The organism is Caenispirillum salinarum (assembly GCF_044803115.1).
Classification (GTDB): Bacteria; Pseudomonadota; Alphaproteobacteria; order Rhodospirillales; family Rhodospirillaceae; genus Caenispirillum; species Caenispirillum salinarum_A.
In genome coordinates this window covers 3,543,395-3,567,500 of the sequence record NZ_CP085224.1, presented here as the reverse complement: position 1 = coordinate 3,567,500, position 24,106 = coordinate 3,543,395, and the positions used below count along the sequence as shown (strand labels likewise).

The 24,106-nt window shown below is 67.2% G+C and carries 21 protein-coding genes, 1 tRNA gene and 2 rRNA genes; 6 read left to right on the top strand and 18 right to left on the bottom strand.

Features of this window, described 5'->3' with window-relative positions; all coding sequences use genetic code 11:
- Nucleotides 1-95: 95 nt before the first annotated feature.
- The 3 genes from LG334_RS16340 to LG334_RS16330 all read left to right on the top strand — a co-directional run bounded on the left by LG334_RS16340 (nt 96) and on the right by LG334_RS16330 (nt 3,284).
- Nucleotides 96-2,833 (top strand): 23S ribosomal RNA (locus LG334_RS16340).
- Between the two features lie 135 nt (nt 2,834-2,968).
- Nucleotides 2,969-3,083 (top strand): 5S ribosomal RNA (gene rrf, locus LG334_RS16335).
- A gap of 124 nt (nt 3,084-3,207) precedes the next feature.
- Nucleotides 3,208-3,284 (top strand) — tRNA-Met (locus LG334_RS16330).
- Between the two features lie 154 nt (nt 3,285-3,438).
- Here LG334_RS16330 and tnpC (LG334_RS16325) read toward each other — a convergent pair.
- From tnpC (LG334_RS16325) to tnpA (LG334_RS16315), 3 genes are read right to left on the bottom strand one after another with little or no spacing between them, the layout of a single operon-like run.
- Complete coding sequence (gene tnpC, locus LG334_RS16325) at nt 3,439-5,034, bottom strand: IS66 family transposase (protein ID WP_404379499.1); 1,596 nt, start codon at nt 5,032-5,034, stop codon at nt 3,439-3,441.
- A gap of 60 nt (nt 5,035-5,094) precedes the next feature.
- Entirely contained in the window at nt 5,095-5,442 is a 348-nt protein-coding gene (tnpB, locus tag LG334_RS16320; RefSeq protein ID WP_404379667.1) for an IS66 family insertion sequence element accessory protein TnpB, read from the bottom strand.
- The gene (gene tnpA, locus LG334_RS16315) at nt 5,439-5,786 is read right to left on the bottom strand and encodes an IS66-like element accessory protein TnpA (protein ID WP_404379665.1); all 348 of its coding nucleotides are present in this window, start codon (nt 5,784-5,786) and stop codon (nt 5,439-5,441) included. Before tnpA (LG334_RS16315) ends, tnpB (LG334_RS16320) begins: the two co-directional genes overlap by 4 nt.
- A gap of 270 nt (nt 5,787-6,056) precedes the next feature.
- Here tnpA (LG334_RS16315) and LG334_RS16310 point away from each other — a divergent pair, with 270 nt between their 5' ends.
- Entirely contained in the window at nt 6,057-6,854 is a 798-nt protein-coding gene (locus LG334_RS16310; protein WP_404379663.1) for a hypothetical protein, read from the top strand.
- A gap of 69 nt (nt 6,855-6,923) precedes the next feature.
- Here the strand turns inward: LG334_RS16310 and tnpC (LG334_RS16305) are convergent, their stop codons facing one another.
- The 3 genes from tnpC (LG334_RS16305) to tnpA (LG334_RS16295) are packed head-to-tail and all read right to left on the bottom strand — an operon-like array spanning nt 6,924 to nt 9,340.
- On the bottom strand, nt 6,924-8,507 hold the full coding sequence (gene tnpC / locus LG334_RS16305) for an IS66 family transposase (RefSeq protein ID WP_404379661.1): 1,584 nt from the start codon (nt 8,505-8,507) through the stop codon (nt 6,924-6,926).
- A gap of 48 nt (nt 8,508-8,555) precedes the next feature.
- Nucleotides 8,556-8,909, bottom strand: a complete 354-nt coding sequence (tnpB, locus tag LG334_RS16300; RefSeq protein ID WP_404379660.1) for an IS66 family insertion sequence element accessory protein TnpB — start codon at nt 8,907-8,909, stop codon at nt 8,556-8,558.
- Complete coding sequence (gene tnpA / locus LG334_RS16295) at nt 8,906-9,340, bottom strand: IS66-like element accessory protein TnpA (protein WP_404379658.1); 435 nt, start codon at nt 9,338-9,340, stop codon at nt 8,906-8,908. Before tnpA (LG334_RS16295) ends, tnpB (LG334_RS16300) begins: the two co-directional genes overlap by 4 nt.
- 87 nt (nt 9,341-9,427) lie before the next feature.
- Between tnpA (LG334_RS16295) and LG334_RS16290 the strand changes: the two genes are divergently transcribed.
- Entirely contained in the window at nt 9,428-10,192 is a 765-nt protein-coding gene (locus LG334_RS16290) for a hypothetical protein (protein ID WP_404379657.1), read from the top strand.
- Nucleotides 10,193-10,375: 183 nt separating this feature from the next.
- Here the strand turns inward: LG334_RS16290 and LG334_RS16285 are convergent, their stop codons facing one another.
- From LG334_RS16285 to LG334_RS16230, 12 genes are all read right to left on the bottom strand, one after another.
- Complete coding sequence (locus LG334_RS16285) at nt 10,376-10,795, bottom strand: hexameric tyrosine-coordinated heme protein (protein WP_404379655.1); 420 nt, start codon at nt 10,793-10,795, stop codon at nt 10,376-10,378.
- A 157-nt stretch (nt 10,796-10,952) separates the two neighbouring features.
- The gene (locus LG334_RS16280) at nt 10,953-11,663 is read right to left on the bottom strand and encodes a hypothetical protein (protein WP_404379653.1); all 711 of its coding nucleotides are present in this window, start codon (nt 11,661-11,663) and stop codon (nt 10,953-10,955) included.
- An 80-nt stretch (nt 11,664-11,743) separates the two neighbouring features.
- Nucleotides 11,744-13,162 (bottom strand): trypsin-like serine peptidase, encoded by a 1,419-nt coding sequence (locus tag LG334_RS16275; protein WP_404379650.1) that lies wholly within the window; start codon nt 13,160-13,162, stop codon nt 11,744-11,746.
- 468 nt (nt 13,163-13,630) lie between these two features.
- Nucleotides 13,631-13,963 carry a DUF4387 domain-containing protein gene (locus tag LG334_RS16270; RefSeq protein ID WP_404379649.1) on the bottom strand — a complete coding sequence of 111 codons (333 nt, stop codon included), beginning with the start codon at nt 13,961-13,963 and terminating at the stop codon, nt 13,631-13,633.
- Between the two features lie 32 nt (nt 13,964-13,995).
- The gene (locus tag LG334_RS16265; RefSeq protein WP_404386398.1) at nt 13,996-15,369 is read right to left on the bottom strand and encodes an acyclic terpene utilization AtuA family protein; all 1,374 of its coding nucleotides are present in this window, start codon (nt 15,367-15,369) and stop codon (nt 13,996-13,998) included.
- A 207-nt stretch (nt 15,370-15,576) separates the two neighbouring features.
- Nucleotides 15,577-16,707, bottom strand: a complete 1,131-nt coding sequence (locus LG334_RS16260) for a sigma-54 interaction domain-containing protein (protein WP_404379647.1) — start codon at nt 16,705-16,707, stop codon at nt 15,577-15,579.
- A 53-nt stretch (nt 16,708-16,760) separates the two neighbouring features.
- Nucleotides 16,761-17,855 carry a C45 family autoproteolytic acyltransferase/hydolase gene (locus tag LG334_RS16255; RefSeq protein WP_404379646.1) on the bottom strand — a complete coding sequence of 365 codons (1,095 nt, stop codon included), beginning with the start codon at nt 17,853-17,855 and terminating at the stop codon, nt 16,761-16,763.
- Nucleotides 17,852-18,922, bottom strand: a complete 1,071-nt coding sequence (locus tag LG334_RS16250) for an ABC transporter ATP-binding protein (RefSeq protein ID WP_404379644.1) — start codon at nt 18,920-18,922, stop codon at nt 17,852-17,854. Before LG334_RS16250 ends, LG334_RS16255 begins: the two co-directional genes overlap by 4 nt.
- Nucleotides 18,919-19,959 carry an ABC transporter ATP-binding protein gene (locus LG334_RS16245; RefSeq protein ID WP_404379643.1) on the bottom strand — a complete coding sequence of 347 codons (1,041 nt, stop codon included), beginning with the start codon at nt 19,957-19,959 and terminating at the stop codon, nt 18,919-18,921. The genes LG334_RS16250 and LG334_RS16245 overlap by 4 nt, the downstream gene beginning before the upstream one ends.
- A gap of 15 nt (nt 19,960-19,974) precedes the next feature.
- Nucleotides 19,975-20,904: an ABC transporter permease gene (locus LG334_RS16240; RefSeq protein WP_404379641.1), complete on the bottom strand. Its 930-nt coding sequence runs from the start codon at nt 20,902-20,904 to the stop codon at nt 19,975-19,977.
- Nucleotides 20,901-21,908, bottom strand: a complete 1,008-nt coding sequence (locus LG334_RS16235; RefSeq protein ID WP_404379639.1) for an ABC transporter permease — start codon at nt 21,906-21,908, stop codon at nt 20,901-20,903. The genes LG334_RS16240 and LG334_RS16235 overlap by 4 nt, the downstream gene beginning before the upstream one ends.
- Before the next feature lie 63 nt (nt 21,909-21,971).
- Nucleotides 21,972-23,519: an ABC transporter substrate-binding protein gene (locus LG334_RS16230; RefSeq protein ID WP_404379638.1), complete on the bottom strand. Its 1,548-nt coding sequence runs from the start codon at nt 23,517-23,519 to the stop codon at nt 21,972-21,974.
- Nucleotides 23,520-23,926: 407 nt separating this feature from the next.
- Here LG334_RS16230 and LG334_RS16225 point away from each other — a divergent pair, with 407 nt between their 5' ends.
- Nucleotides 23,927-24,085, top strand: coding sequence for a hypothetical protein (locus LG334_RS16225; RefSeq protein ID WP_404379636.1), 159 nt, complete (start codon nt 23,927-23,929; stop codon nt 24,083-24,085).
- Nucleotides 24,086-24,106: the final 21 nt, after the last annotated feature.

Genomic DNA, 24,106 nt, shown 5'->3' with positions numbered 1-24,106 from the left:
TAAGCCGGCATGCCGTGTCATCCTTCGGCATGCTGGTCGGGAACGCATCTTTGTAGGAGAGCATTGTCGCGCCGGGCTTGTCCCTGCGGACGGTGCTTGAAGTATGAGAAGGGCATCTGGTGGATGCCTTGGCGTCAAGAGGCGATGAAGGACGTGACACCCTGCGATAAGCTTCGGGGAGCCGGGAGTAGGCTTTGATCCGAAGATCTCCGAATGGGGAAACCCACCCTTAGGGGTATCCCATGCTGAATACATAGGCATGGGAGGCGAACCAGGCGAACTGAAACATCTAAGTAGCCTGAGGAAAGGACATCAACCGAGACTCCGCTAGTAGTGGCGAGCGAACGCGGACTAGCCCAGTGGCTTGTGTGTAAGAACCGGAACGGCATGGAAAGGCCGGCCAGAGCGGGTGATAGCCCCGTACGGGTAGAAAGCGCACAAGTCCTCGAGTAGGGCGGGACACGTGAAATCCTGTCTGAACATGGGGGGACCACCCTCCAAGGCTAAGTACTCCTTGACGACCGATAGTGCACCAGTACCGTGAGGGAAAGGTGAAAAGCACCCCGACAAGGGGAGTGAAAGAGAACCTGAAACCGGATGCCTACAAGCAGTCGGAGGGGCCATGAGCCCTGACGGCGTACCTTTTGTATAATGGGTCAGCGACTTAGTTTTGCGAGCGAGCTTAAGCCGTTAGGTGTAGGCGAAGCGAAAGCGAGTCTGAACAGGGCGTTCAGTTCGCAGGACTAGACCCGAAACCGAGTGATCTAGCCATGGGCAGGTTGAAGGTGGAGTAACACCCACTGGAGGACCGAACCCACGTCTGTTGAAAAAGACGGGGATGACCTGTGGTTAGGGGTGAAAGGCCAATCAAACTCGGAAATAGCTGGTTCTCCGCGAAAGCTATTTAGGTAGCGCGTCGCGTGATTACCTGCGGGGGTAGAGCACTGGATCGGGACGGGGGGCGCGAGCCTTACCAACTCGAACCAAACTCCGAATACCGCAGAGTACAGCGCGGCAGACAGACTCCGGGTGCTAAGGTCCGGGGTCAAAAGGGAAACAGCCCAGACCACCAGCTAAGGTCCCCAAGTCATGGCTAAGTGGGAAAGGATGTGAGACGGCCAAAACAACCAGGAGGTTGGCTTAGAAGCAGCCATCCTTTAAAGAAAGCGTAACAGCTCACTGGTCTAACTAGCTGTCTTGCGCCGAAGATGTACCGGGGCTCAAGCCATGCACCGAAGCTGTGGACGTGTCTTTGACACGTGGTAGCGGAGCGTTCCGTAGGCCTGTGAAGGTGAACCGTGAGGTTTGCTGGAGGTATCGGAAGTGAGAATGCTGACATGAGTAGCGATAAACAGGGTGAGAAACCCTGTCGCCGAAAGTCCAAGGGTTCCTGCGCAAGGCTAATCCGCGCAGGGTGAGCCGGCCCCTAAGGCGAGGCCGAAAGGCGTAGTCGATGGGAACCAGGTTAATAGTCCTGGGCCTGTGGGAAGTGACGCGCCCCAAAAGTTGTATGCCCTTATCGGATTGGGCGTGCAGCGAAGGGGGGCCTGGAAATAACTCCCACGTACAGACCGTACCCGAAACCGACACAGGTGGACTGGTAGAGTATACCAAGGCGCTTGAGAGAATGGTGTTGAAGGAACTAGGCAAAATGCCCCCGTAACTTCGGGAGAAGGGGGCCTTCCCGTCGGGCAACCGGCGGGGAGGGGCACAGACCAGGGGGTGGCGACTGTTTACTAAAAACACAGGGCTCTGCGAAGTCGCAAGACGACGTATAGGGTCTGACGCCTGCCCGGTGCCGGAAGGTTAAGAGGAGGGGTTCACGCTCTGAATCGAAGCCCCGGTAAACGGCGGCCGTAACTATAACGGTCCTAAGGTAGCGAAATTCCTTGTCGGGTAAGTTCCGACCTGCACGAATGGCGTAACGACTTCCCCGCTGTCTCCAACACCAACTCAGCGAAATTGAAATCTCCGTGAAGATGCGGAGTTCCCGCGGTTAGACGGAAAGACCCCGTGAACCTTTACTATAGCTTCGCAGTGGCGTCAGGGTTCGAATGTGTAGGATAGGTGGGAGGCTTTGAAGCCGAAGCGCTAGCTTCGGTGGAGCCGTCCTTGAAATACCACCCTTTCGGACCTTGACGTCTAACCGCCGCCCGTGATCCGGGTGCGGGACCCTGCGTGGTGGGTAGTTTGACTGGGGCGGTCGCCTCCCAAAGAGTAACGGAGGCGCGCGATGGTGGGCTCAGGCCGGTCGGAAATCGGTCGTCGAGTGCAAGAGCAGAAGCCCGCCTGACTGCGACATCGACGGATGGAGCAGAGACGAAAGTCGGTTCTAGTGATCCGGTGGTCCCGCGTGGAAGGGCCATCGCTCAACGGATAAAAGGTACTCCGGGGATAACAGGCTGATACCGCCCAAGAGTCCACATCGACGGCGGTGTTTGGCACCTCGATGTCGGCTCATCACATCCTGGGGCTGGAGCAGGTCCCAAGGGTACGGCTGTTCGCCGTTTAAAGTGGTACGTGAGCTGGGTTTAGAACGTCGTGAGACAGTTCGGTCCCTATCTGCCGTGGGTGTAGGATGTTTGAGAGGATCTGTCCCTAGTACGAGAGGACCGGGATGGACGTACCTCTGGTGTACCAGTTGTCGCGCCAGCGGCACCGCTGGGTAGCTATGTACGGACGGGATAACCGCTGAAAGCATCTAAGCGGGAAACCCACCTCAAAACGAGACATCCCTGAGAGCCGTGAAAGACCATCACGTCGATAGGCCGGGTGTGGACGCGCAGCAATGCGTGCAGCTAACCGGTACTAATCGCTCGATAGGCTTCAAGTCCCGCCCGCAGCGGCAAGCGCGGCGCGGTGCTCTCCGAAACACACATGCGTTCCCAGCATCCTGACCGCTCAGGCATGAGCGGCCGCTTCACAGGCTTTTGCCGTGCGCTTGCGCGTGCGGTGTGTGTTTGGACGACCTGGTGGTCATGGCGTGGGTGCCACTCCCGATCCCATCCCGAACTCGGCCGAGAAACCCCACAGCGTCGATGGTACTGCGTCCTAAGGCGTGGGAGAGTAGAACGCCGCCAGGTCTTCCAAGCGCACCCCGTAACACCCGCCCGCCGCACAGGCCCGCACCGACCTCTTCCGATGATCCCGTCCCAGAACCCGCCGGCGAACGGCCGACACACCAACACCAACACCGACACATCCTGCCGCGGGGTGGAGCAGTCCGGTAGCTCGTCAGGCTCATAACCTGAAGGTCGCAGGTTCAAATCCTGCCCCCGCAACCACCGACATGAAAAAACCCGCCGTCTTCACGACGGCGGGTTTTTTCATGGCCGGAGCAGAGGTCGGGCTTCCAGGCTGTTGGTCCTTTTGTAGCGCGCCAAATGGTTTTGGAGCGGTAAGCGTCTTCCAGCGGCTGCGGCGGCCGATTGTTGACGCTCAAGCGGCTTTCTGGTCGTCGTTTGGCTGCCCGATGTTCCACGGCAGCAGGTCGTCGATCCGGTTGATTGGGTGGTCGGCGATGCGGGTCAGCACCTGGGTGAGATAGATCTGCGGGTCGAGGCCGTTGAGCCTCGCGGTCTCGATCAGCGTGTAGACGGCCGCTGCCCGGTGGCCGCCGGCGTCGGAGCCAGCGAAGAGGTAGTTCTTCCGGCCCAGGGCCAGCGGGCGGATAGCGCGTTCGGCGGCGTTGTTGCTGATCTCGCAGCGGCCATCGCCCGCGTAGCGGGTCAGCGCCGGCCAGCGCGTCAGGGCGTATCGCAAGGCGGCCGCCAGATCGCTCTTGCCCGGCAGCTTGCGGAGGCTGGTGTCGAAGAAGGTCTTCACCGCCTCCAGCCGGGGCAGGCTCTGTGCCTGGCGCACGCGCAGGCGCTCGTCGGCCGGGCGGCCGGTGATCCGACGCTCGGCGTCGAACAACGCGCCGATCAGTTCCAGGGCCCGGGCGGCGATGGGTGATCCTGTCGCCGCATGGACGTCGTGGATCTTGCGCCGCACATGGGCCCAGCATGCCACCTCCTGCACGGACGCGACGCCGTCCTCTCCCGGCTCGTACAGCTTGTTGAAACCGGCATAGCCGTCGGCGTGCAGAAGGCCGCGAAAGCCCTGCAACTCGGTCTGCGGATGGATGCCCTTGCGGTCGGGCGTGTAGCGGTAAAGCACGGCCGGCGGCGCCGGGCCGGCATGGGGACGTTCGTCGCGCAGATAGACCCATTGTCGCGCCTGCCGGGTCTTGCCGGCGCCCGGGCTGAGCACCGGCACCGGCGTGTCGTCGGCGTGCAAGGCGTCGCCGGCGCGCACGTGGCGGCCAATCGCCTCGACCAGCGGCGCCACCAGGGCGGCCGTCCTGCCGACCCAGCCCGCCAGCAGCGCCCGGGGCAGCGTCACGCCCTCGCGGGCGTAGATCTGGCTCTGGCGGTACAGCGGCAGGTGGTCGCAGTATTTCGACACCAGGACATGCGACAGCAGGGCCGGCGACGGCAGGCCGCGCGCCACCGGCAGGGACGGCATCGGCGTCTGCACCATGCTCTCGCACGTCCGGCACGACAGCGCCGGACGGACATGGCGGATCACCCGGAAACGGCCGGGCACGTAGTCGAGGATCTCGGTCACGTCCTCGCCCACCGTGTGCATGGCGCCGCCGCAGGCCGGGCAGTCGTCGGCGGGATCATGACGGACCTCGTCGCGCGGCAGATGCTCCGGTAGGGCGCGGCGACGGCGCGCGGCAGGCTGGTCCGGGGCGTCGGCCTCGGTCGGCTCCGGCGGCGCTTCATCCTCTGCTTCGGCCGCTTCGGCCGCTTCGGCCTCCAGGTCCTCCAGGGCCAGTTCGAGCTGTTCGATCTCGCGGGACAGCTTCTCCGACGATCGCCCGAACGTCATCCGCCGCAGGCGGGCGAGTTGCACCTTCAGCTTCTCGACTTCCAGCGCCTTGGCGGTCAGGCCGGCCCTGGCCGCGGCCAGTTCCTCGGCCTGCGCGGCGATGATCGCCCGCAGGGCCTCGACGTCGTCGGGAAGCTGGGAAGACGGTGCGGAAGGCATGGCCGGATTCTAGCCGCAGAAGCCCTAAAAACCAAGGATTTCGGCGCCTTCCGGGGCTCGTCAGCCGGCTGTCTCCGGCCGCCATGTCCGCGTCGGCATGCGCCAGTCGATGCCCTCGATCAGCATGCTCAACTGGGCCGGCGTCAGCGCCGCCACGCCGCCCTCCGCCGACGGCCAGACGAAGCGTCCCTTCTCCAGCCGCTTGGTGAACAGGCAGAAGCCCTGGCCGTCCCAGGCGAGGATCTTGACCAGGTCGCCACGCCGCCCGCGGAAGACGAACAGGTGCCCCGAGAACGGGTCCTTCTTCAGGACCTCCTGCACCAGCATGGCGAGGCCGGGCATGCCCTTTCGCATGTCGGTCCGGCCGAGCGCCAGGTAGACACGCACGCCCGGCGGAACGGCGATCATGCCCCCTCCAGGGCCGCGACCAGCGTCCGCAACCGGGGTGGCGCGATGGTGGCCGGCACGATCAGGCGGCGCCCGTTGGTGAGCACGATCTCGACCGGAGACGGTTCCTCGGGCACGCGAGCGGCCGCCTCCTCCGGTGCCGTCACCTGGACGGGCAGAAAGCCGGGTGCGGCCGGAGCTGTCTTCCGGCACCAGCGCCCGAGGACGCAGGGATGAACACCATTCCGCCGCGCCACTGCGGCCACCGAAAGGCCGCTCTCGGCAACCTCTCTGACCATCCGCTCCTTGTCTGCCCGGGGCCATGTCCGTCGCCGCGCCGGAGGCTGACTACCATCGTAGGCCATAAGCAACTCGCTCCATCCGCCGATCCACTCCAAGATCGACGAAGTCAGCACTATCGGGACGTCGGCGCCAAGGCAGCCGTCAGAAGACGGTTACTTGGAGCGTGCGACAGATGGTCGTGGAGCGGCTTTCTTGCGCCATCGACGCCGATCTGCTCCCGTCTGAATGTCCCAGCCACCCGTCTCGGATAACGCTGCTACCCGTTATGGATTGCGCCCATCCACCTTCCGGGTCATGCTCCTTCCGCGTGTATTTCTTTGAGGAGTATCGTCATGTATGCGTTCGCAGGGCTTCTGACGCTCTTGGGCCTGATCGGGCTTGTAGTGGGCGTGATAAAGCCGAGCCTGGTCGTTCCGGGGGCCACCAAAACCCGTGCGCGGGCCGGTGCTGTCTACGGGGCCGTCCTCGTCATGGGTGCCATCCTGAGCGCCGCAACGGCTCCCGATGTCCCGGCTGCAGATGCGCCAAAGGCAGCGGACGAAAAGGGCGGCGCAGCCGCCGTCCAGACGTCTCAACCCGTCAAGGCCAATGAGCGAAGCCCCGCCGATGGTGAATTTGCCGTCGACAGCGAGGAGGCCTTCAAGCGCTACTGCCAGTACGACGCAGCGAATGAAGAGGCTGTGCTCGCCGCCACCCGCAAGATCGGTGCGAACCCGCACGAGGCCTTGCAGCCCGGCGATGTCGTGGAGCTGGAAGAGGAGAGCGTCATCAGCCCGGCCATGGACAGTGACGGCACATTCGAGGGCTCGATGGCGCTGCTTGCCCAGCTGGCCCACATCCCCGCGGGCGATACCATCGAGGTCCTGGCTCGGGAGTATGACAAGGGCGATGATCTGACCTATCGCGTTCACTGGGTCGAGCGGGATGCCGTGGGGTTCGTCCGGCCTGTTACTCTTATGTGGTTGAGCCGGGACATGGATCGAATTGGCGAGCACATGGACCAGCACGAAGCGCTGGTGGCCGAACGCATGGCCCCCCTCAGGAAGGCTCTCTTCGCCGATGCCGGCGTCGACGTCAACGATGTCGTGATGCAGGCCATCACGTCCGGATGGCCCCAAAGATGCCCGTAGGGCCATGATCTCACAATTTCAAAGAGCGGCGGCCGCCCCATCGTAAGCGGGGCTTGTTGCCCACACTGATCAGCCGTTGACGGCGGCCTCCCAATTCCAGGGGAGGAGCTCGTCCAGCCGGCATGCGGGGAAGTCCGTGACGATCGTCTCGATGACGCTCTTCAGATAGGCGAAGGGCTCGACGTCGTTCAGCTTCGCCGTCTCGATGAGGGACGCGACGATGGCCCAGTGGTCGCCGCCGCCGTCGGAACCGGCGAATAGCGAATTTTTCCTGACCAGAGTCACTGGCCTGATGCAACGTTCGACGGCATTGGTGTCCATCTCGACACGGCCGTCGTCGAGGAAGACGCAGAGGCCGTCCCAGTGGTTGACGGCGTAGCGCAGGATCTCGGCGAGCGGCGCCTTGCCGGACACGCGGGCGAGCTGGGCGTCGATCCAGGTCCGCATGCTCTCCACCAGGGGGCGGGTCCGAGCGGCCCGTTTGGCTTGGCGCTCCTCCGCCGCCTGACCGCGGATCTCGCTCTCGATGCGGTACAGTTCGGCGATCCGGCGCAGGGCTTCCTCGGCCACCGGCGAGCCCTGCTTCACATGAAGCTCGTAGAACTTGCGCCGCAGGTGGCTCCAACAGAAGGCGAGCGTGATCGGCAGCGGCAAGGCGGCGCCGGCCTTCGCCGTGACGAGGCTCTTGTAGGCACCATAGCCGTCCACCTGGAGGATGCCGGCGAAACCGCCGAGGTGATCGCGCGCGTGGTCCGCGCCCCGGCCGACGGCATAGACATAGGCGACCGCCGGCGGATCGCCGCCGCCCCAGGGCCGGTCGTCCCGGGCGTAGGCCCAGAGCTGCGCCGTCTTGGTCCTGCCGCGCCCCGGGTCGAGCACCGGCAGGCGCGTCTCGTCGGCGTAGAGCTTGGCCGACGACAGCAGGTGCAGCCGCAGCCGGTCGTACAGCGGCTTCAGCCACCAGCATGCGTGGCCGACCCAGCCGGCCAGCACCGAGCGGTCGATCTCGATGCCCTGGCGGGCCAGGATACGGGCCTGGCGATAGAGCGGCAGGCCGTCGGCGTACTTGCCGATCAGCACCTGGGCGACCAGGGCCTCCGTCGGCAGGCCGCAGGCCACGACATGCTCGGGCGCCGGCGCCTGCACCACGCCGGTCTCGCAAGCCCGGCAGCCGTAGCGCGGACGCCGGGTGACGAGGATGCGGTACTGCACCGGCACGACGTCGAGCCGCCGGCTGACGTCCTCGCCGATCACGTGCCGCTCGCCGTTGCAGCAGGGGCAGACCTTGTCCTCGGGCGCGACGTCGATGACGCGCTCGATCTCGGGCAGGGTCTTGGGCAGCGATGCCCGCTCGTCACCCGTCCGCCGGCGGCGCCGCTCCACCGGCGCGGCCGCATCCATCTCGGCATGGACGGCGGCGATGCTCTGCTCCAGGTCCTCGAAGGAGAGCGCCAACTGGTCGGGGTCGAGCTTCTCGGAGCGCCGGCCGAACATCAGCCGCTTCAACTGCGCCAGAAGGTGTTCGAGTCGGTCGGCGCGGTCCTTTTCGACGTCGCGTTCAGCCGTCGCCGCGTCCCGCTCCTCGGCCAAAGCCAGAACCAGCCGACGCAGGTCGGCGGCATCGGTCGGCAGGGTGTCGAGGTCGAGCGGCATGGCCGGATTTTACCCGCTCCGGAGGCGCCGGGCCAGCCGGAAACCGGCTCAACAGGCGGCTTCCGGCGTTTCCACGGGCCGCCGCCGCACGCGCGACCAGTCGAGCCCTTCGAGCAGCATCGCCATCTGTGCCGGCGACACCGTGACGACGCCGTTACGCACCGGCGGCCACGTGAAGCGGCCGGTCTCCAGCCGCTTGTAGAACAGGCACAGGCCGCTGCCGTCCCACGCCAGGATCTTGACCCTGTCCAGCCGCTTCGAGCGGAAAACGAAGAGGTCGCCGCAGAAGGGATCGCGCCGCAGGGCTTCCTGCACGACCGCCGCCAGACCGTCGTGTCCTTTGCGGAAATCCACCGGCTGCGTGCAGAGCACCACCTTCACGCCCGTCGGCGGCGCGATCACCGCGGCCTCCGCAGGGCGCCGATGACGGCGACCGCCAGGGCGGGATCGACGTCGCCCGACAGCACGGCATGCCCGCCATCGACCACGACGTCGATGCGACCCGGCCGCCGTGCATCGGGCTGCGGCGGACGCGCCTCCAGTTTCGGAGCTTCGACCACCATCTCGGCGAACGGATCGCCGGCTGCGACCGCGGTTCCCTTGGCGATGCCGGCATCCCGTCGCCACACCGTCAGCAGGCCGCGGTTCACCCCGTACCGCCTCGCCACGTCCGAGATGCAGGCGCCCGGTTTCGCGCTCGCTGCCACGATCTCCGCTTTCTCATCCGCCGTCCACCGTCGGCGCTGCCGGCGGCCAGTGATGACCTCCACCCGCTGATAAGGCCTGGCTTCATCTCTGTCTCCAAGCCAGGCATCAAGTCTGTCGTCATCCATCGTGGCCGCACCTCGCTCGCCTCGGAAAGCGATCACGATGCGGCAGAGCTCGCTTCGTCAACAGGTGGGGGAGGAGCCCCGCTTACGATGATCGTCTGCGGCGGCCTCTACGTGCCGTGGCATCTCGGGCTCGTCGCCGCGCCGTCTGCCTTGGGGGCGCAGGGCTGGCTGGTGCACGAAATCCAGTTCGGAGCCGTGCCCCTTCTCGTGGCCCTGAGCACCGGCGGCATACGGTTGCGCTCCGCGCTCGCGATCGTGGCCGCTTGGCTTCCGGGGCGCCTGGTGGCGACCTTCATGGCCGAGCCGTCCGTGCTCGTGGCCGCCGGTGCCGCGGCCGCCCTTCCGGTCCTGGTGGCCGTGCTTGCCGCAAAGACCGCGCGCCCGCTGCCGGCGAGGCTCGCGCTGGCAGCTCTGGCGGCGTCGGCGATGCTGCTGCACTGGGAGGTCTGGCGGTACGGAACGGCTGACAGTGCCTGGTTCGCCACGGCTGCCGGGGCTGCTGCCTTGTTTGCGACTGCCAAACGGCCCGTTCCAAGCGGCATGCTGGTGTTTCTCGTCGTCGGGCTGTCCCTTGCGGCGGCCGGAGCCGCGGCAGGCAGCCTCGCCTTGCAGCGCGCGGCGCTGGCCGCGCTCACTCTCGGGGTCGCGGCCCAAGCCATGCCCGCCGGACCCTTCGGTATCGCAAGAGGGCTCTCCGCTGCGGGTGCAACGCTGATCGTGGCAGGCCTCGCCCTCCCTGGCGCGATCACCGCATTGGTCGGGGGCTGTGGGCTGTGGCTCGCCTCCGGGGTCGTCACGGCCTCGGTCTCGGGCGCACGCGGCGGTGCTTCCGCCGGCCGCCCGGCCGGATGATCTTCTTGGCGCCGCAACTGACGTCGTATTCACCGGGCAACCGCGATCCGAGGCAAGGTCACGGACGGCAGGGAGCTTCGCCGTCGTCAGGCGGGGCCGGGGACGCCCGCCTTCTTCTTATGAAAGGGCGTCCCAATCCTCGGGATGCTCTCCCGGCAACGGAGCTTGGGGAGCGTCTTCCCGCTAATCGCGCCAGAAGTCGTTGGCCTGGGCAATCGTGTTGAAGTAGTCGGCGACCACGCCCGATACGCTGATCAGGCTCTCGGGATCGTGCGAGTAGGCCGGGCGCAGCTTGTGCAGGGCGTCGACATCGGGCTGGGTGCTCTTGACCGCTTTCCGTGCCATGGAGACCGCGAGATCGAAACCCTCCTCCGGCGTCTCAGTGATCAGGGTCGGTAGCCATGAATCGCTTGTCTCCTGCGCCTGGGTCGGAACGGCCGTAACGATGCACGCCGCCATCAGGGCGGAGGAGAAGACTGTGCGGGAAAGGATCATGTGACGGCTCCATGCTTGCGGTATCGCGGAGGTCGCGCCGGACAGCACGTCCAATCCCCGATGCTGACATGGGGCCTCGCGCGGGCCCTTGACGGAGGTGAATGCCATGGTCCGCCGCCTCGGCGTATCCAGCAACCGGTCCGGCTGCCGGTGGAGCGCAGAGGCGGTCCAGGCGCGCGTGCGGCGCCGGATGCGTGGCGTGCAGGGCGGTGTGGAACGTGGACGCTATCGCCTCGGGCGTCGTTTCGTTCACAGCTGCGGCCCGTCAATCCACTGCTGCTACTCGTATGACGACCTCTGTCGTCTCGTCGGCGCGAACAGCGGCATGGGCTCGGCCGGTTCGTCCGTCCGGGGCCATCGCCTGAAGGACCCAGTGACCAGACGGCAAGGCCGTTAGAAGGAACCGGCCATCGGCATCGGTAAGGGGCGCGATGTCCGGTGCCGGCCCCGCGGCCTGGGCGACGGTGACCGCGGCATCGGCCACCGCTCCGCTGCCGTCCGACCAGACGACGTGGCCGAGCAGGCGTCCCGTGCCGCGATCGGCGGCTTGCCGCGGGGGATCGATCGGCGGCTCCGGGGCGATGTCGGGAGCCGGCTCGCCGGACGGCGCCGGCTCCGGCTTCGGTTCAACCTCGATCAGGGGGTCAGGGAGCGCCTTGCCTCCGCCGGACACTTCCAGCGTCATCTGGGTCAGCGCGTTGTCGTGGACGACGAGGTGGCGAAGCGCCAGCTCGCGTCCGTCACCGCCGAACACGCGCAAAAGCCATGGCCCCGGCCGCAACCCGTCGAAGCAGAACCCGCCGATGGCGTCGGTGATGGCCGCGATGCGCGGCGGGAAGCCCAGAACATCCACCACGGCGCCGCTGTCGTCCGGATCGAAGGGTGCTCCGTCGTCCCGCAGGAGCGTCACCTTGGCTCCCTCCAACGGGGAAAGGGCTTCCGCCAGAACAACCTGTCCGCATAAGCCGCCGTTCATGGCCTGCCTCCTGCTCCGGTACGGCGGCCGCGCCGCGCCCGAAGGCTGCGACGCGGCCGTTCCTTAGCGCCTGCTTCGTGTCACAGCTTGCTCCAGCCCAGCAGCCGCTGGTAGACCGGCTGCGTGACGCGGGTCGCCATGTTGCCGTTGGCGGCGCCATAGTTGTGAATGCCGACGACATAGCGATTGCCGTTGCGCTTGATGTAAACGGGCGCGCCGCTCTGTCCGCCCATTGTATCGGTGTCGTAGACGAGTGTCTTGCCGGTCACGGCCTTCACACGCCGGGCCATGCCCCACAACTCCGCGAAAGGCTTGTCGCCGGGGTAACCCGCGACGACGGCCGACTGCGCCAGGATCGTCGAGGCCGGGAAGGCGGCGAAGCCGAAGCTGCCCAGATTGCGTCCGCCGAAGCTTCCGTTGGGCAGGACGATGCAACCGTAGTCGCTTTCCGGCCGCCGCTGGTTGACCCAGCCGCCCACCGAGCGCAGGGATGCCGCCGTCGCCATTCCATAAGGCTTGAGAGCCCCGTCCGCGGCCGGGATGACCTCGATCTTCCGGGCCCATCCGCCGTGGTCGTGCATGTAGACGCAGTGGCCGGCCGTGGCGAGCGCGCGCGGACCGATCAGGAAACCCGTGCCCCGGAAGGTCGAACCGCTGGGGAACTGGATGCGCAGGGCGCAGGTCCAGCGCCAGGGGACGCGGGACGTCGACGTGATGCGGACGCGGTCGTCGGTGCCGATGATGATCTCCAGCACCGCCGCCGTTTCCTCGACGATGGCCGGATCGACGTTCCCCATGCTCTCGCCGCCCGGTGCGGCTTCGGCGCTCTCCAGCAGCTTTGCGATCAGCGCCAGAATGCGGTTCTTGCGGCTTCCCTTCGCTGCCGCGGCGGCAACCGCGGCACCGCCCTTTGCGATCCGCCGGACGTGCTTGCGCGTCCTGGGCGTCAGGCGGCCCATCACCGCCTTTCCGATCGCCGGCCCCACCGTCGACACCAGCGTCGGGACCACGGCCCCGAGAAGCGCGCCCAGGAACTCAGGCTCTGCCTCGACCCGGTGCATGTCGCCCGCATCCAGCAGGGCGGGCTGTTGCAGCGGATCGGATTCGGCGCCCGCCATGGGCTCCTCGAAGCCCTCGATCCCGCGCAGGTCCTCGAAGGCGGACTCCGCGCCCGCCTCGCCGTACAATTGCGTCGGAGAGGCCTCCAGGAATTCCTCACCCGCCTCGGCCCCCTCCGGGCTGCCGACCTCGTCGTGCGCGCCGGCCTGAGCCGTGCTCTCACCGGAGGTTATGGCGACGGCGTCACCCGCCACCTCGCCGGTGGCCATGGCGCTCTCGCCGCTGGTGAGGCCCGGCGCGGCAAGCCCGCCCATGCCGCCCGACGGCGGCTGTGGGCGGGCGCTCCCGGTCGGTCCCGACATCAGGTCGTCGGTGTCGTCGGTGTGCGATTTCGACGGTGCCGTTGTCTGCATCATCGGGCTGGATAGATCGGTCGTCATGGCTTGCGATCCTCCTCCTCGCGCGATTCATGGGCGCGAGATCATAGTCGGCATAAATAACCGACCCCACCAGGGATTAGGTGAGTGATTATAATATTGCTTCACTAGCGCAATTTATTCATGGTGTATTCTGAGTTAACGGAATGAAATTGTGGTATTTTCCTTAGTTTAATTCATTGGAATCGCGACAAAACCGCCGCTCGCATACGCCGAACGCGGTAATATGGCACCGCTGCAGGGTGCCGGCCATCACGATCGTTCGAAACTTTTGCTAACGGAATTTCGGCCCGCAAATGGAGGGGTGGCAGGCCGTAGACGTGGGCAACGCCCCACCGCTCTCAGTATATTCGAAGCCCGCCTCCGAGGATCAGGCGGGCTTCGTGGTGTCTGCCGGTCATCAGGGAACGGGCGGCCTTGCCGTTTCGCAGAAAGGCGGCCTTGTGCAATTGCCTCCCATGCCTGGTCTGCTCACTCCGGCACGGCGACCGGCAGGGAAAGCAGGGGCGCATACTGTTGCGCGCCGAAGATGTCCGGGTCGCCGGGACTGCCGCTCGGGCGATCGCGATAGATCGTGAACTTCACCGCGTTGGCTGGTGGAAACGCGACGAAGTCGCTGATCCTGCTGTCCGGAATCCCGTAGAGCGCCGCCACGGTTTCGCGTGTCAGGGCGCCTGAGCGGCGGACGGCATCAAAGGTCTCGCGCTCGCGGAAGATGATGTCGAAGGTAATCTTGTCCACGCCCGCGTTCTTGGACCGGATGGTCTTGGCAAGCTGGGACAGGGGAACGGTGCTGGCCGTCATGGTCTGGATGTCCTTCTTCAAGGCAAAGCGAATCAAGCGTGCGCCGGTGCGCCGACGGTCTCGACGGCCGTCCGGAACAGTTCCATCGGGTCGTCCACGGCCATGGTGTGGTTGAGCGTCCAGCGGTAGCCGGCCGACGCCGGCAGCACCTCGTCCAGCACGAAGGAGACGGAGCCCGCGGTACCCTTCACGTCGGGCAGGCGGGCATAGAACATCTGCCGCGTGCCGGTCATGGTGACCTCTTCCGCCATGTCCTTTGTCGGCGCGATGCCCTGGACGACGACGCAAAGCTCATGGCCCGGCGTGTCGCGCAGGGGCTCCAGCGGCCCCATGATCCCGTCGCGGCCGAAGACGTTGTAGTGCAGTTCCCATCCCTCGGGGCCGAAGCGGTCTTCGACCGCCTTGCGGGCCCAGGCGATGACCTCGTCGATGTGGGCGATGGTGTAGGGGTCGCGCACCCCGGCGATGCCGACGAAGCGCTCGCCGACCTTGCCTGCCCCTTCCAGCTTTACGCGCACGTTGTCGGCGGGAACGAACCGGGCGCCGGTGATGCGGGTGGTCTTTTCGGAAATCTGCTCGTAGACGCAATCGCGCATGTCGAGCCGCCCGCCGGCCACGAACTCGTCGTAGGGGTTGGAACGCTCGTACATGGCGTGGCCGGCGACGGAGGCGGGCGTGCAGCGCTGGGCCGGGTGCATGGCCGTCACCTTCACGTCGTCGTGGGTGATTTCGCCCATGACGGTTTCCTTGCCGCCGTAGGGCTCGGCGCAGAAGGACGCGCACTCCAGCACCTTGCCCAGGTAGTACGCCTGGTCCGCCGGGAAGCCGTGGAACAGGGCGGGGGCGGCGAAGACCGCGCTGTCGGAGGAGCGGCCGCCGATGATGACGTCGCAGCCCGCCTTCAGAAGTTCGACGTAGGGGTGTACGCCGGCCATGGCGACGATGCGGTCGGTGGTGTCCAGTTCCTCTTCCGTCAGGGCCGGGCGTTCGTCCAGCCCGTCGATGGACGACCCGGCGCGGATGCGGTCGCGCACCACCTCCTTGTCCACCTCCGAATGGAACCAGCCCAGCTTGAACGGGGCAAGGCCGTGCTTTGCGGCAAGCTGGCGGATGATGTCCACGTACATGTCGACGCGGCTGTTGGTGCCGGTGTCGCCGGCCGAGCCGATGATCATGGGCACGTTCAGCTCGCGCGCGGCCAGCAGCATGTGCTCCAGGTCGTGTTCCTGCCACGCCCGCGGGCTGGCGCAGCCGTCGGAGCCGAGCGGCACCGGCCCCACGTCGTCGGAGCCGGAGTCGGCGGCGATGCAGTCGGGCTTCGCTTCCACACCCAGACGGAAGCTCTCGACCTTCAGCGGCGCGAAACCGAGATGGCCGTTGGGACAGATGATCTTCAGCGACTTCATGGTCCTCACCTTGGCTGCCTCCTTCGCCCGGCCGGATCTCGCGTGGCCGTGGCGGGTCGTGGCGAGGATCAGCACAACCCGTGCCAAGTCGGGACTGACGCGATTTCATCGGCGAATCAAGGTGTTGCGCCCATGCTTGTCGGGCATGAGGAACAGCAGCCGCCGCCGCGCGGGCTCTGCACGCGCTGGCGCGGGTTTTCCCCGCGCTCAGCGAATGTCCAGCTTCAGCATGTGGTGGCGCAGGGCGTGGCGCGACAGGCCGAGCAGTCCGGCGGCCTCCGTCTGGTTGCCCTTGGCGCGCGCCAGGGCGTCGCGGATGAGGGTTTCCTGAAAATGATTCGTGGCCGTGTGGAAGTCGCTCCACACCGCGCAGGTGGCGGGCACGCCGGCTCCACCGCTCGCCGCCTGCGGCATCCGAGCTGGTGCCATCACCGCCGCATCCGCCGCCGCGCCGGTGTCTCCGGCCGGTTCGGGCAGGTCAGGCATGGGGGCTTCCAGAACGGAGTCCACATCCCAGGCGAGGCCGTCCACCGCCTGTGCGGGCAGGTCGCCGACGTCGCGGCGGATGCGCGACGGAAGGTGGGCGACGTCGATCTCGTCGTCCTCTTCCAGGATGAAGATGCGCTCCAGCAGGTTTTCCAGCTCGCGCACGTTGCCCGGCCAGCGGTACTGGCGGAAGACATCGGCCGCCGCCGGCGTCAGGCCCGAGATGCGGCGATCGTAGCGGGCATTGAACTTGCGGATGAAATGCTCCGCCAGGATCAGGACGTCCTCGCCGCGCGCCCGCAGGGGCGGGATGTTGATGCTGACCACCTGCAGGCGGTAGTAGAGGTCTTCCCGGAAGCGGCCCTCGCGCACCTCCGACAGAAGGATGCGGTTGGTGGCGGCGATGAAGCGGACGTCGACGTCGATGGGCCGCGTCGCGCCGACGCGGCGGAACTGCTGCGTGTCCAGCAGGCTGAGCAGCTTGGTCTGCTGCGTCAGTTCCATCTCGCGGATTTCATCCAGGAACAGCGTCCCATGATGGGCGGCCTCCACCAGGCCGGTCTTTTTCTGAGCCGCGCCGGTGAAGGCGCCGCGTTCGTGGCCGAACAACTCGCTTTCCATGAGGCTCGGGGGGATGGCGGCGCAGTTGACATCGACGAAGCGTTCCTGCGCGCGGCTGGACTGCTGGTGGACCATGCGGGCCACCAGGCCTTTGCCGGTGCCGGTCTCGCCGTAAATCAGCACCGTGCTGGCGGGGCTGCGCGCCACCTTGGCGATCAGCGCGCGCACGGCGCGGATGGAAGGATGATCGCCGATCAGGTCGCCGTATGCCGCCATGCCCAGGTCCGTCATGTCAGTGCCGCCACCGCCCTGCGCGGCCGGTCCGGTGGCGTGCCGGCGCCGGGTCAGACGGCATGGCGTTCCCACGGGGTCGAGCAGGGCGGACCCATGGAAACGTACAGCCGCCGGGCCGAAGGTTCAAACAGCACCGTTGAAATGGTGCGGCTGTCGCCGTCCTGACCGTGCCGGCACAGGCCCTGTCCGCCGGGGGGCGCGGCGTCGTCGTGACTTGCCATCAGCGCGCGGGCGAAAGCGGGAAGATCCTCGGGCGCCCCTTGCGCGAGGGCGGACCGGATGGTCTCCAGGCGCTGGCGGGTGCTGCGGCCCATGGGCTCGCCGGGCCGCTCGATGAGGCGGCCCGACAGGGCATCGGAAAGGTGGTGGTTGGTGCGCGCGAGCCAGCGCTCCCGCGCCGTCTCGATCCGCACTGCCGCATGGCCCAGTTCCACCGCCGCCATGGCGCCGGAGGCATCGGCGACCGTCAGGCAGCCGCCGCCGGCGTGGGGGATGGCGTGGATCAGCGCCACGGCCTCGGCCACGGTGGCGCAGCGTCCAAGGATCTCCGACATCAGGAAGTACCGGCAGAGGCCGGGACCGTGGTCGGCGGTGGGCACCTGGCTGTCCACCAGGGCGAGGCCGCGGGCGTTGATGCCGCTGGAAAAGGCGCCCGGCGCGCCCAGGCTGCCGAGGCAGAGCATGGGGCCGACGGGCAGGTCGGGACCGTCGTGGCGGAACAGCCGCTGGAGCGCGGCGTGGTCGCCGCCGTAATCGCGGTTCTTGGCGACCCACGCCCGCCCGGTGCCGTCGACGGCGGCCCAGGTGGAACAGCCGTCCTCGACCGACGCATCCGCGCCCGCCTTGGCCGTGTCCAGAAGCACCGGCATGTGCAGGAACGCGAGCAGGTCGTCCTCCGCCAGCCCGAACCCGTCCGCCAGCCCCCGGACCTCCCCCCGCGAGGCCGGAGCATGATTGTCGGCGGCCTCCACGCACTTCTTCAACAGGGTGCTGTATTCCTGCCGCTGGAGAAGGTCGCGTCCGGCGGCGACGCGCTCCTCCACCGCCCGGCGTACCCGTGCAGCGTCGTCGGCGGAGGCAGTCGCGGCCTGGGCGAGGCCGCGCTCGCGCCCCGTGCCACGGAGGGATACCGGCGCGGGTGTCATGCCGTTGCCTCCGCCTTTCCGCCCGCGCCGTCGATCAGGTGGCAGGCGGCCATGTGCCCTTGAGCGTCGGTGACCGGCGCCGGCGCGACCTTGCGGCAGATGTCCATGGCGTGCGGGCAGCGGGTGTGGAACTTGCAGCCGGGCGGCGGGTTGAGGGGGCTCGGCAGGTCGCCGGTCAGCTTGATGCGGGCCGGCTTGCCGGGCTCGTCCAGGCGCGGCGCCGCCGACAGCAGGGCCTGTGTGTAGGGGTGGCGGGGCTCGGCCAGGATATCGCGGGTGCGTCCCGTCTCCACCACTTCGCCCAGATACATGACAGCGGTGCGGTCGGCGACATAGCCGATGACGGCGATGTCGTGGGAGATGAACATGTACGTCAGCCCCAACTCGCGCTTCAGCTCCGCCAGAAGCTGGATGATCTGCGCCTGGATGGACACGTCCAGCGCCGAGACCGGCTCGTCGCAGACGACGAACTCGGGGTTGAGGATCAGCGCGCGGGCGACCCCGATGCGCTGGCGCTGGCCGCCCGAGAACTGGTGTGGGAAGCGGTCCAGGTGGGCGGTCTTCAGCCCGACGTTCTCGATCATGGCCGCCGCCGCATCACGCGCCGCCTTGCCCTTCGCCAGACCGTGCAGCTTGAGCGGCATGGTCAGGATGTCCTCCACCGTCTTGCGCGGATTGAGGCTGGCGTAGGGGTCCTGGAAGATGATCTGCATGCGGCGGCGCATCTTCATCATGGCGTCGCGGCCCAGCTCCGTGAGCTCGGCCCCGTCGAAGACGACGGAGCCCGAGGTCGGCTCGTGCAGCCGCAGGATGGCGCGGCCGAGCGTGGACTTGCCGCAGCCGCTTTCGCCGATGATGCCCATCGTTTCGCCGCGGCGGATGTCGAGGCTGACGCCGTTGACGGCCCGCACCAGCGATCCCGGCCGGCCGGTGAGGCGGCCCCACAGGCCCCGGCGGCTGTCGTAGTGCTTCACCAGGTCCGTGGTGCGCAGCAGGACGGGAGCCTCGGCGGCGCGGCCGGTAGCGGGGCCGGGATGGCGGCGGATGTCGGTCGTCATGTGGGTCATGCCTCCGTCTCCTCGCCCACGAGGATGCAGCGGGCGGCGCGGCCGGGGCCGGCGGGCCGCATGTCGATGCCGGTGCGGCAGTCCGGTGTCCGCTTGGGGCAGCGGCCGATGAAGCGGCACTCCGGCGGCAGGTCGATCAGTTCGGGCACCTGCCCCTGGATGGGGCGGATGGGGTGGGACAGGTCCGACAGGCGCGGGATGGAATCCAGCAGGCCCTGCGTGTAGGGGTGCTTCGGGTCGGAGATCACATCGCGCGTCGGGCCGGTTTCCACCACCTGCCCGGCGTACATCACCACCACGCGGTCGCAGTGCTCGGCCACCACGCCCAGGTCGTGGGTGATGAGCACCACGCTCATCCCCAGGCGCGCGCGAATGTCGGCGATCAGTTCCAGCACCTGGGCCTGGATGGTGACGTCCAGCGCCGTGGTCGGCTCGTCGGCGATCAGCAGGCGCGGCCGGCAGGCCAGCGCGATGGCGATCATGATGCGCTGCCTCATGCCGCCGGAGAACTGGTGCGGATACTCGTTCAGGCGGTCGGCGGGCGAGGGGATGCCGACAAGCTCCAGCATCTCCACCGCCCGGCGCCTGGCCTCGGCCCGGCCGGCGCGGCCGCGCGGCAGGTCGTCGGCGTGGGCGGTCAGGACCTCCAGGATCTGCTCGCCCACGGTCAGCGCCGGGTTCAGGGCGGTCAGGGCGTCCTGCATGGTCATGGCGATTTCCTTGCCGCGCAGGGCGCGCAGCTCGCGGTCGCTAAGCCGGGTCAGGTCGCGGCCGCGGTAGAGGATCTCGCCGTCCTCGACCCAGCCCGGCTTCTTCACCAGCCCCATGACCGAGGCGAAGGTGACGGACTTGCCGGAGCCGGATTCGCCGACGACGCCCAGGCATTCGCCGGGGTAGACATCCAGCGACACGCCGCTGACGGCGCGCACGATACCGTGGCCGGTCTTGAAGGCGGTGCGCAGGTCGCGCACCGACAGCACGGGCTCCGGCCGGTCGCCGGCGGCGGTGTGGGGGCGGGGGAGGGTGGTGGTCGTCATGGCCGTGGCCTCCCGTCAGTCGTGGAACTTGGGGTCGAAGGCGTCGCGCAGGCCCTGGCTGGCGACGTTCAGCGACAGCACCAGCAGCAGGATGGCGAGGCCGGGGAAGGTGCTGACCCACCATGCCTCCAGCATGAAGGCGCGGCCGTCGGCGACCATGGAGCCCCAGGAGGCTGTCGGCGGCTGCACGCCCAGGCCCAGGAAGCTCAGGCTCGCTTCCAGGATGATGACGTTCGCCATGCGGATGGTGGAGACCACGACCACGGGCGACAGGATGTTGGGCAGGATCTCCCGCCACATGATCCGGGCGCGGCCGGCACCCAGGGCGCGGGCGGCCTCGACGTATTCCATCTCGCGGGCGGCCAGCGTCTCGCCGCGCACCACGCGGCAGGGGATGACCCATTCCTTGTAGGCCAGCGCGATCACGATGTTGCTCAGGCCGGGACCCATCATGGCCATGAGGCCGATGGCGAAGATCAGGTAGGGGAAGGCGAGCAGGATGTCGACCACGCGGCTGATGGCCGTGTCGACCCAGCCGCGCAGGTAGCCCGCCGCCAGACCCGCCAGGATGCCGATGGTGGTCGCCACCAGGATGACGGCTGTCCCGATGAAGATCGAGATGCGCGCGCCGTAGATGATGCGCGAGAGAATGTCGCGGCCGAGCGCGTCGCAGCCCAGCGGATAGGCCCACTCGCCGCCCGCCATCCACGCCGGCGGCTGGAGGCGGCGGAACAGGTCGGTGGCGTTGGGATCGTGCGGCGCGATCAGGGGCGCGGCGACCGCCATCACGACGAACAGCACCACCACGACGCCGCTCGCCAGCGCAAGGCGGTTGTCGGCGAACTTGCGCATGTTGCGCCAGAAGGGCGATTGCGTGCGGGCGGCGCGGCCCGACGGGGCACCGGAGGATGCGCCGGCAGAGGGCGCGGGAACGGCCGTCGTCATAGCTTCACCCTCGGGTTCAGGATGGTGTAGAGGATGTCGGCGATGAAGTTGAGCATCACGTAGGTGACCGCGTAGAACAGCACGGCGGCCTGAACCAGCGGATAGTTGCGCTGGAAGATGCTCTCCACCACCAGTCGCCCGAGGCCGGGCCAGCCGAAGATGGTCTCGACGATCATGTTGCCGCCGAGCAGCGTGCCCGTTTCCAGCGCCGCCACGGTGACGGTCGGGATCAGCGCGTTCTTCAGTGCGTGGCGGAACAGGATGCGGTGGCGCGCCAGCCCCTTGGCTTCGGCAAAGCGCACATAGTCGGCGCGCATGACCTCCAGCATCGAGGTGCGGGTGACGCGCATGAGGATGGCGCCCATGGCCAGCCCCAGCGTCAGTGCCGGCAGGATGATGTGCGACAGCGCGTTGCCGAAGGCCGCGAAGTTGCCGCGCAGCAGGCTGTCGACCAGCAGCAGGTGGGTGATGGGCTCCACCTGGTATTCATAGTCGATGCGCCCGGCCACCGGCAGCCAGTGCAGATGCACGGCAAACAGCATCAGCAGCAGGATGCCGAACCAGAAGTGCGGCATCGACACGCCGAGCAGCGAGCCGACGGTCGACGCCTTGTCGAAGATGGTGCTCTTCTTGACCGCCGCCAGCACCCCGAGGGGAATGGCCGTCACCAGGGCGAGGATCATGGCGACCAGCGTCAGCTCGATGGTCGCGGGCAGGCGCTCGGCGATCACCTCGCCGACCGGCCGACGATGATAGAACGAGGTGCCGAAGTCGCCCTGCAGGGCATTGCCGACGAACACCACGAAGCGTTCGTGCGGCGGCCGGTCCAGGCCCAGGTCATGGCGCAGGGCCTGTTCCTGCTCGGCCGTCACATGCTGGTCGCCAAGCATGATCTCGACCGGGTCTCCCGGCGTCAGCGACATCATCAGGAAGACGATGAGGCTGACGCCCAGGAGGACGGGAACGAGCTGCGCGAGCCGTTCAACGAATTTGCCCAGGGTCACGGGTCCGTCTCCTCCTCGGGGGCTGGAGGGTGGTCGCGGAGTGTGCGCGGTCCTGTTCGACGCCTACTTCAGGCAGGCGTCGTGAAGGTTGATGCGGCTGTCGGCGCTGGGCTGCCAGTTGGTCAGCCGCTTGGAGACGCCGTAGATGTCCTGCGGCAGCCACAGGAAGATCCACGGCGCGTCCTCGTTGACGATCTCCTGCGCCTGGCGGTACAGCGCCGCGCGCTTTTCCTGGTCCATCTCGGTGCCGGCCTGCTCCAGCAGCGTGTCGACCTCGGGGTTGGAGTAGTGCGCCGAGTTGCCGCGCCCGCCAGTGGTCAGCGTCGGATTGAAGATGCCCACCGGGTCCAGCGAGCCGTTGCCCCACGACGTCAGCCACATGTGCCCGTCCTCGGGTGCCTTTTCGCTGCGCCACTTGTCCTTGAGGATGGCGCTTTCGGCCACCTGCACCCTGGCGCGGATGCCAGCCTTGGACAGCAGCGAGGCAATGGCTTCGGCCGTGTCCTTGAACGGCCCCTCGACGTCCAGGGTCACGTCCAGCCCATCCTCGTAGCCGGCTTCGGACAGCAGCGCCTCGGCCTTCTCCAGGTCGTGGCCGTATTCCTTCAGGTCGGGATTGTAGCCGAAGGCGTCGGGGCTGAGCACGCCATTGAGCGGCGTGGCCGTGCCGTTGAGGATGCGGTCGATGATGAGCTGCTTGTCAAGCGCGTAGTTGGCGGCCTTGCGCACGCGCGGGTCGTCGAACGGCGGCTGGGCGTTGTTCAGCGCCACGAAGAAGGTGCGGGTGCCGTTGACGGTGACGACCTCGGTGTCGGGGTTGTTTTCCACCTGACCCATGGCGTGGGCCGGCAGTTCATTGATGATCTGAACGTCCCCGGCCAGCAGCGACGCGACGCGCGAGGCGCTTTCCGGGATGATCTGGAAGATGGCGCGCTCCACGCATGCCGTGCCGACGGGCGGGTTGTCCGGTGAGCCGCCGTAGTAATCCTCGAACCGCTCCATGATGACGGCGTCGCCCTTGCGCCACTCCACCAGCTTGAAGGGGCCGGTGCCGCTGGAGGTGACGTTCGCCCCGCCTTCGGCCCCGGCGCCGGTGAAGCCCTCCGGCACCACTTCCTGGAAGGGCAGCATGGCGGGAAAGATGGGCCACGGCTCGGCCAGAGTGAAGACGACGGTCCGGTCGCCCTTGACCTCGATGCTTTCCAGCGGGCCGAGCAGCGACTTGCGCGGGCTGGTCTGCCCGTTCATGGCGCCTTCCTGGATGAGGCGGTGGAAGGTGTACTTTATGTCCTTGGCCGTCAGTGGCGAGCCGTCGTGGAACGTCACGCCGTCCCGGATCGTGAATTCGTAGGTTGTCGGGCTGGTCTGGTTCCAGCTTTCGGCAAGCTGCGGAGCAAGCTGCATGTCCGGCGTGCGCGTCAGCACCCCGTCATACATGTTGCGGATGATGGTCTCGGTCTCGCGATTGCGGTGGTTGGCCGGATCCAGCGTCAGCGCATCGGCCGAGAAGCCGACACGCAATTCCTGCGCCTTGAGCGGGGCGGTGGTGCCGAGCGTCACGCCGGCGGTGGCGGCAACGGCCGCGGCAAGCAGGGTCGTCCTGAGTCTCATGTGTCAAACCTCCCGTGGTTCGAGCGGCCCCGAGGTTCATCCTTCTTCGGGCCTGCCGCTGGTTCTGCATGTGCTGTGCCAGTCCAGCGCGCAACGACGATTCTTCAAGCGGTCCAACATGTTTGGCCTGCGTCGGCGGCGGTTCGGGGCGGGCTCGGGCACGGGATGTGCGTGAATTTCCCGCCAATGCGGGAAATGCCTGCTCACTCGCCAGAAGACGACAAAAGCAGCGCCGAGTCACGCCGGAAGCTGGCTGACCGGCGCCTGGTAGACCGAGCTGAAGTAGGCCCGCCCTTCCGCCAAGGGCGGGCCTCGCGTGCCTCTGCCTGTGCTTCGGCTTCGGCTGGGTCAAAAGTCTTTCGTTCCGCACTGGTCAGACGCCGTTGGTACGATACAATCGTATCCTTATGCAGGCGATCCTGTACGACCGCTTGAACATCGCCGAGATCGTCAAGGCGCCGGTGCTGCCTCCGGAGGAGGCGCCTCAGGGCTACGGCGTCTTCGGCGACGGGGCGGCGGCCAAGTTCGTGCTGGACCTGCACGGCATGCCGGGCACCGCCGCGTGATCACGAAAAACCTTCGGGAGG

Coding starts and splice junctions, on each gene's coding strand:
- tnpC (WP_404379499.1), bottom strand. CDS start 5,034: ATGCCTTCCGCACCGTCTTCCCAGCTTCCCGACGACGTCGAGGCCCTG.
- tnpB (WP_404379667.1), bottom strand. CDS start 5,442: ATGATCGCCGTTCCGCCGGGCGTGCGTGTCTACCTGGCGCTCGGCCGG.
- tnpA (WP_404379665.1), bottom strand. CDS start 5,786: ATGGCCTACGATGGTAGTCAGCCTCCGGCGCGGCGACGGACATGGCCC.
- LG334_RS16310 (WP_404379663.1), top strand. CDS start 6,057: ATGTATGCGTTCGCAGGGCTTCTGACGCTCTTGGGCCTGATCGGGCTT.
- tnpC (WP_404379661.1), bottom strand. CDS start 8,507: ATGCCGCTCGACCTCGACACCCTGCCGACCGATGCCGCCGACCTGCGT.
- tnpA (WP_404379658.1), bottom strand. CDS start 9,340: ATGGATGACGACAGACTTGATGCCTGGCTTGGAGACAGAGATGAAGCC.
- LG334_RS16290 (WP_404379657.1), top strand. CDS start 9,428: ATGATCGTCTGCGGCGGCCTCTACGTGCCGTGGCATCTCGGGCTCGTC.
- LG334_RS16285 (WP_404379655.1), bottom strand. CDS start 10,795: ATGGCATTCACCTCCGTCAAGGGCCCGCGCGAGGCCCCATGTCAGCAT.
- LG334_RS16280 (WP_404379653.1), bottom strand. CDS start 11,663: ATGAACGGCGGCTTATGCGGACAGGTTGTTCTGGCGGAAGCCCTTTCC.
- LG334_RS16275 (WP_404379650.1), bottom strand. CDS start 13,162: ATGACGACCGATCTATCCAGCCCGATGATGCAGACAACGGCACCGTCG.
- LG334_RS16270 (WP_404379649.1), bottom strand. CDS start 13,963: ATGACGGCCAGCACCGTTCCCCTGTCCCAGCTTGCCAAGACCATCCGG.
- LG334_RS16265 (WP_404386398.1), bottom strand. CDS start 15,369: ATGAAGTCGCTGAAGATCATCTGTCCCAACGGCCATCTCGGTTTCGCG.
- LG334_RS16260 (WP_404379647.1), bottom strand. CDS start 16,707: ATGACGGACCTGGGCATGGCGGCATACGGCGACCTGATCGGCGATCAT.
- LG334_RS16255 (WP_404379646.1), bottom strand. CDS start 17,855: ATGACACCCGCGCCGGTATCCCTCCGTGGCACGGGGCGCGAGCGCGGC.
- LG334_RS16250 (WP_404379644.1), bottom strand. CDS start 18,922: ATGACCCACATGACGACCGACATCCGCCGCCATCCCGGCCCCGCTACC.
- LG334_RS16245 (WP_404379643.1), bottom strand. CDS start 19,959: ATGACGACCACCACCCTCCCCCGCCCCCACACCGCCGCCGGCGACCGG.
- LG334_RS16240 (WP_404379641.1), bottom strand. CDS start 20,904: ATGACGACGGCCGTTCCCGCGCCCTCTGCCGGCGCATCCTCCGGTGCC.
- LG334_RS16230 (WP_404379638.1), bottom strand. CDS start 23,519: ATGAGACTCAGGACGACCCTGCTTGCCGCGGCCGTTGCCGCCACCGCC.
- LG334_RS16225 (WP_404379636.1), top strand. CDS start 23,927: ATGCAGGCGATCCTGTACGACCGCTTGAACATCGCCGAGATCGTCAAG.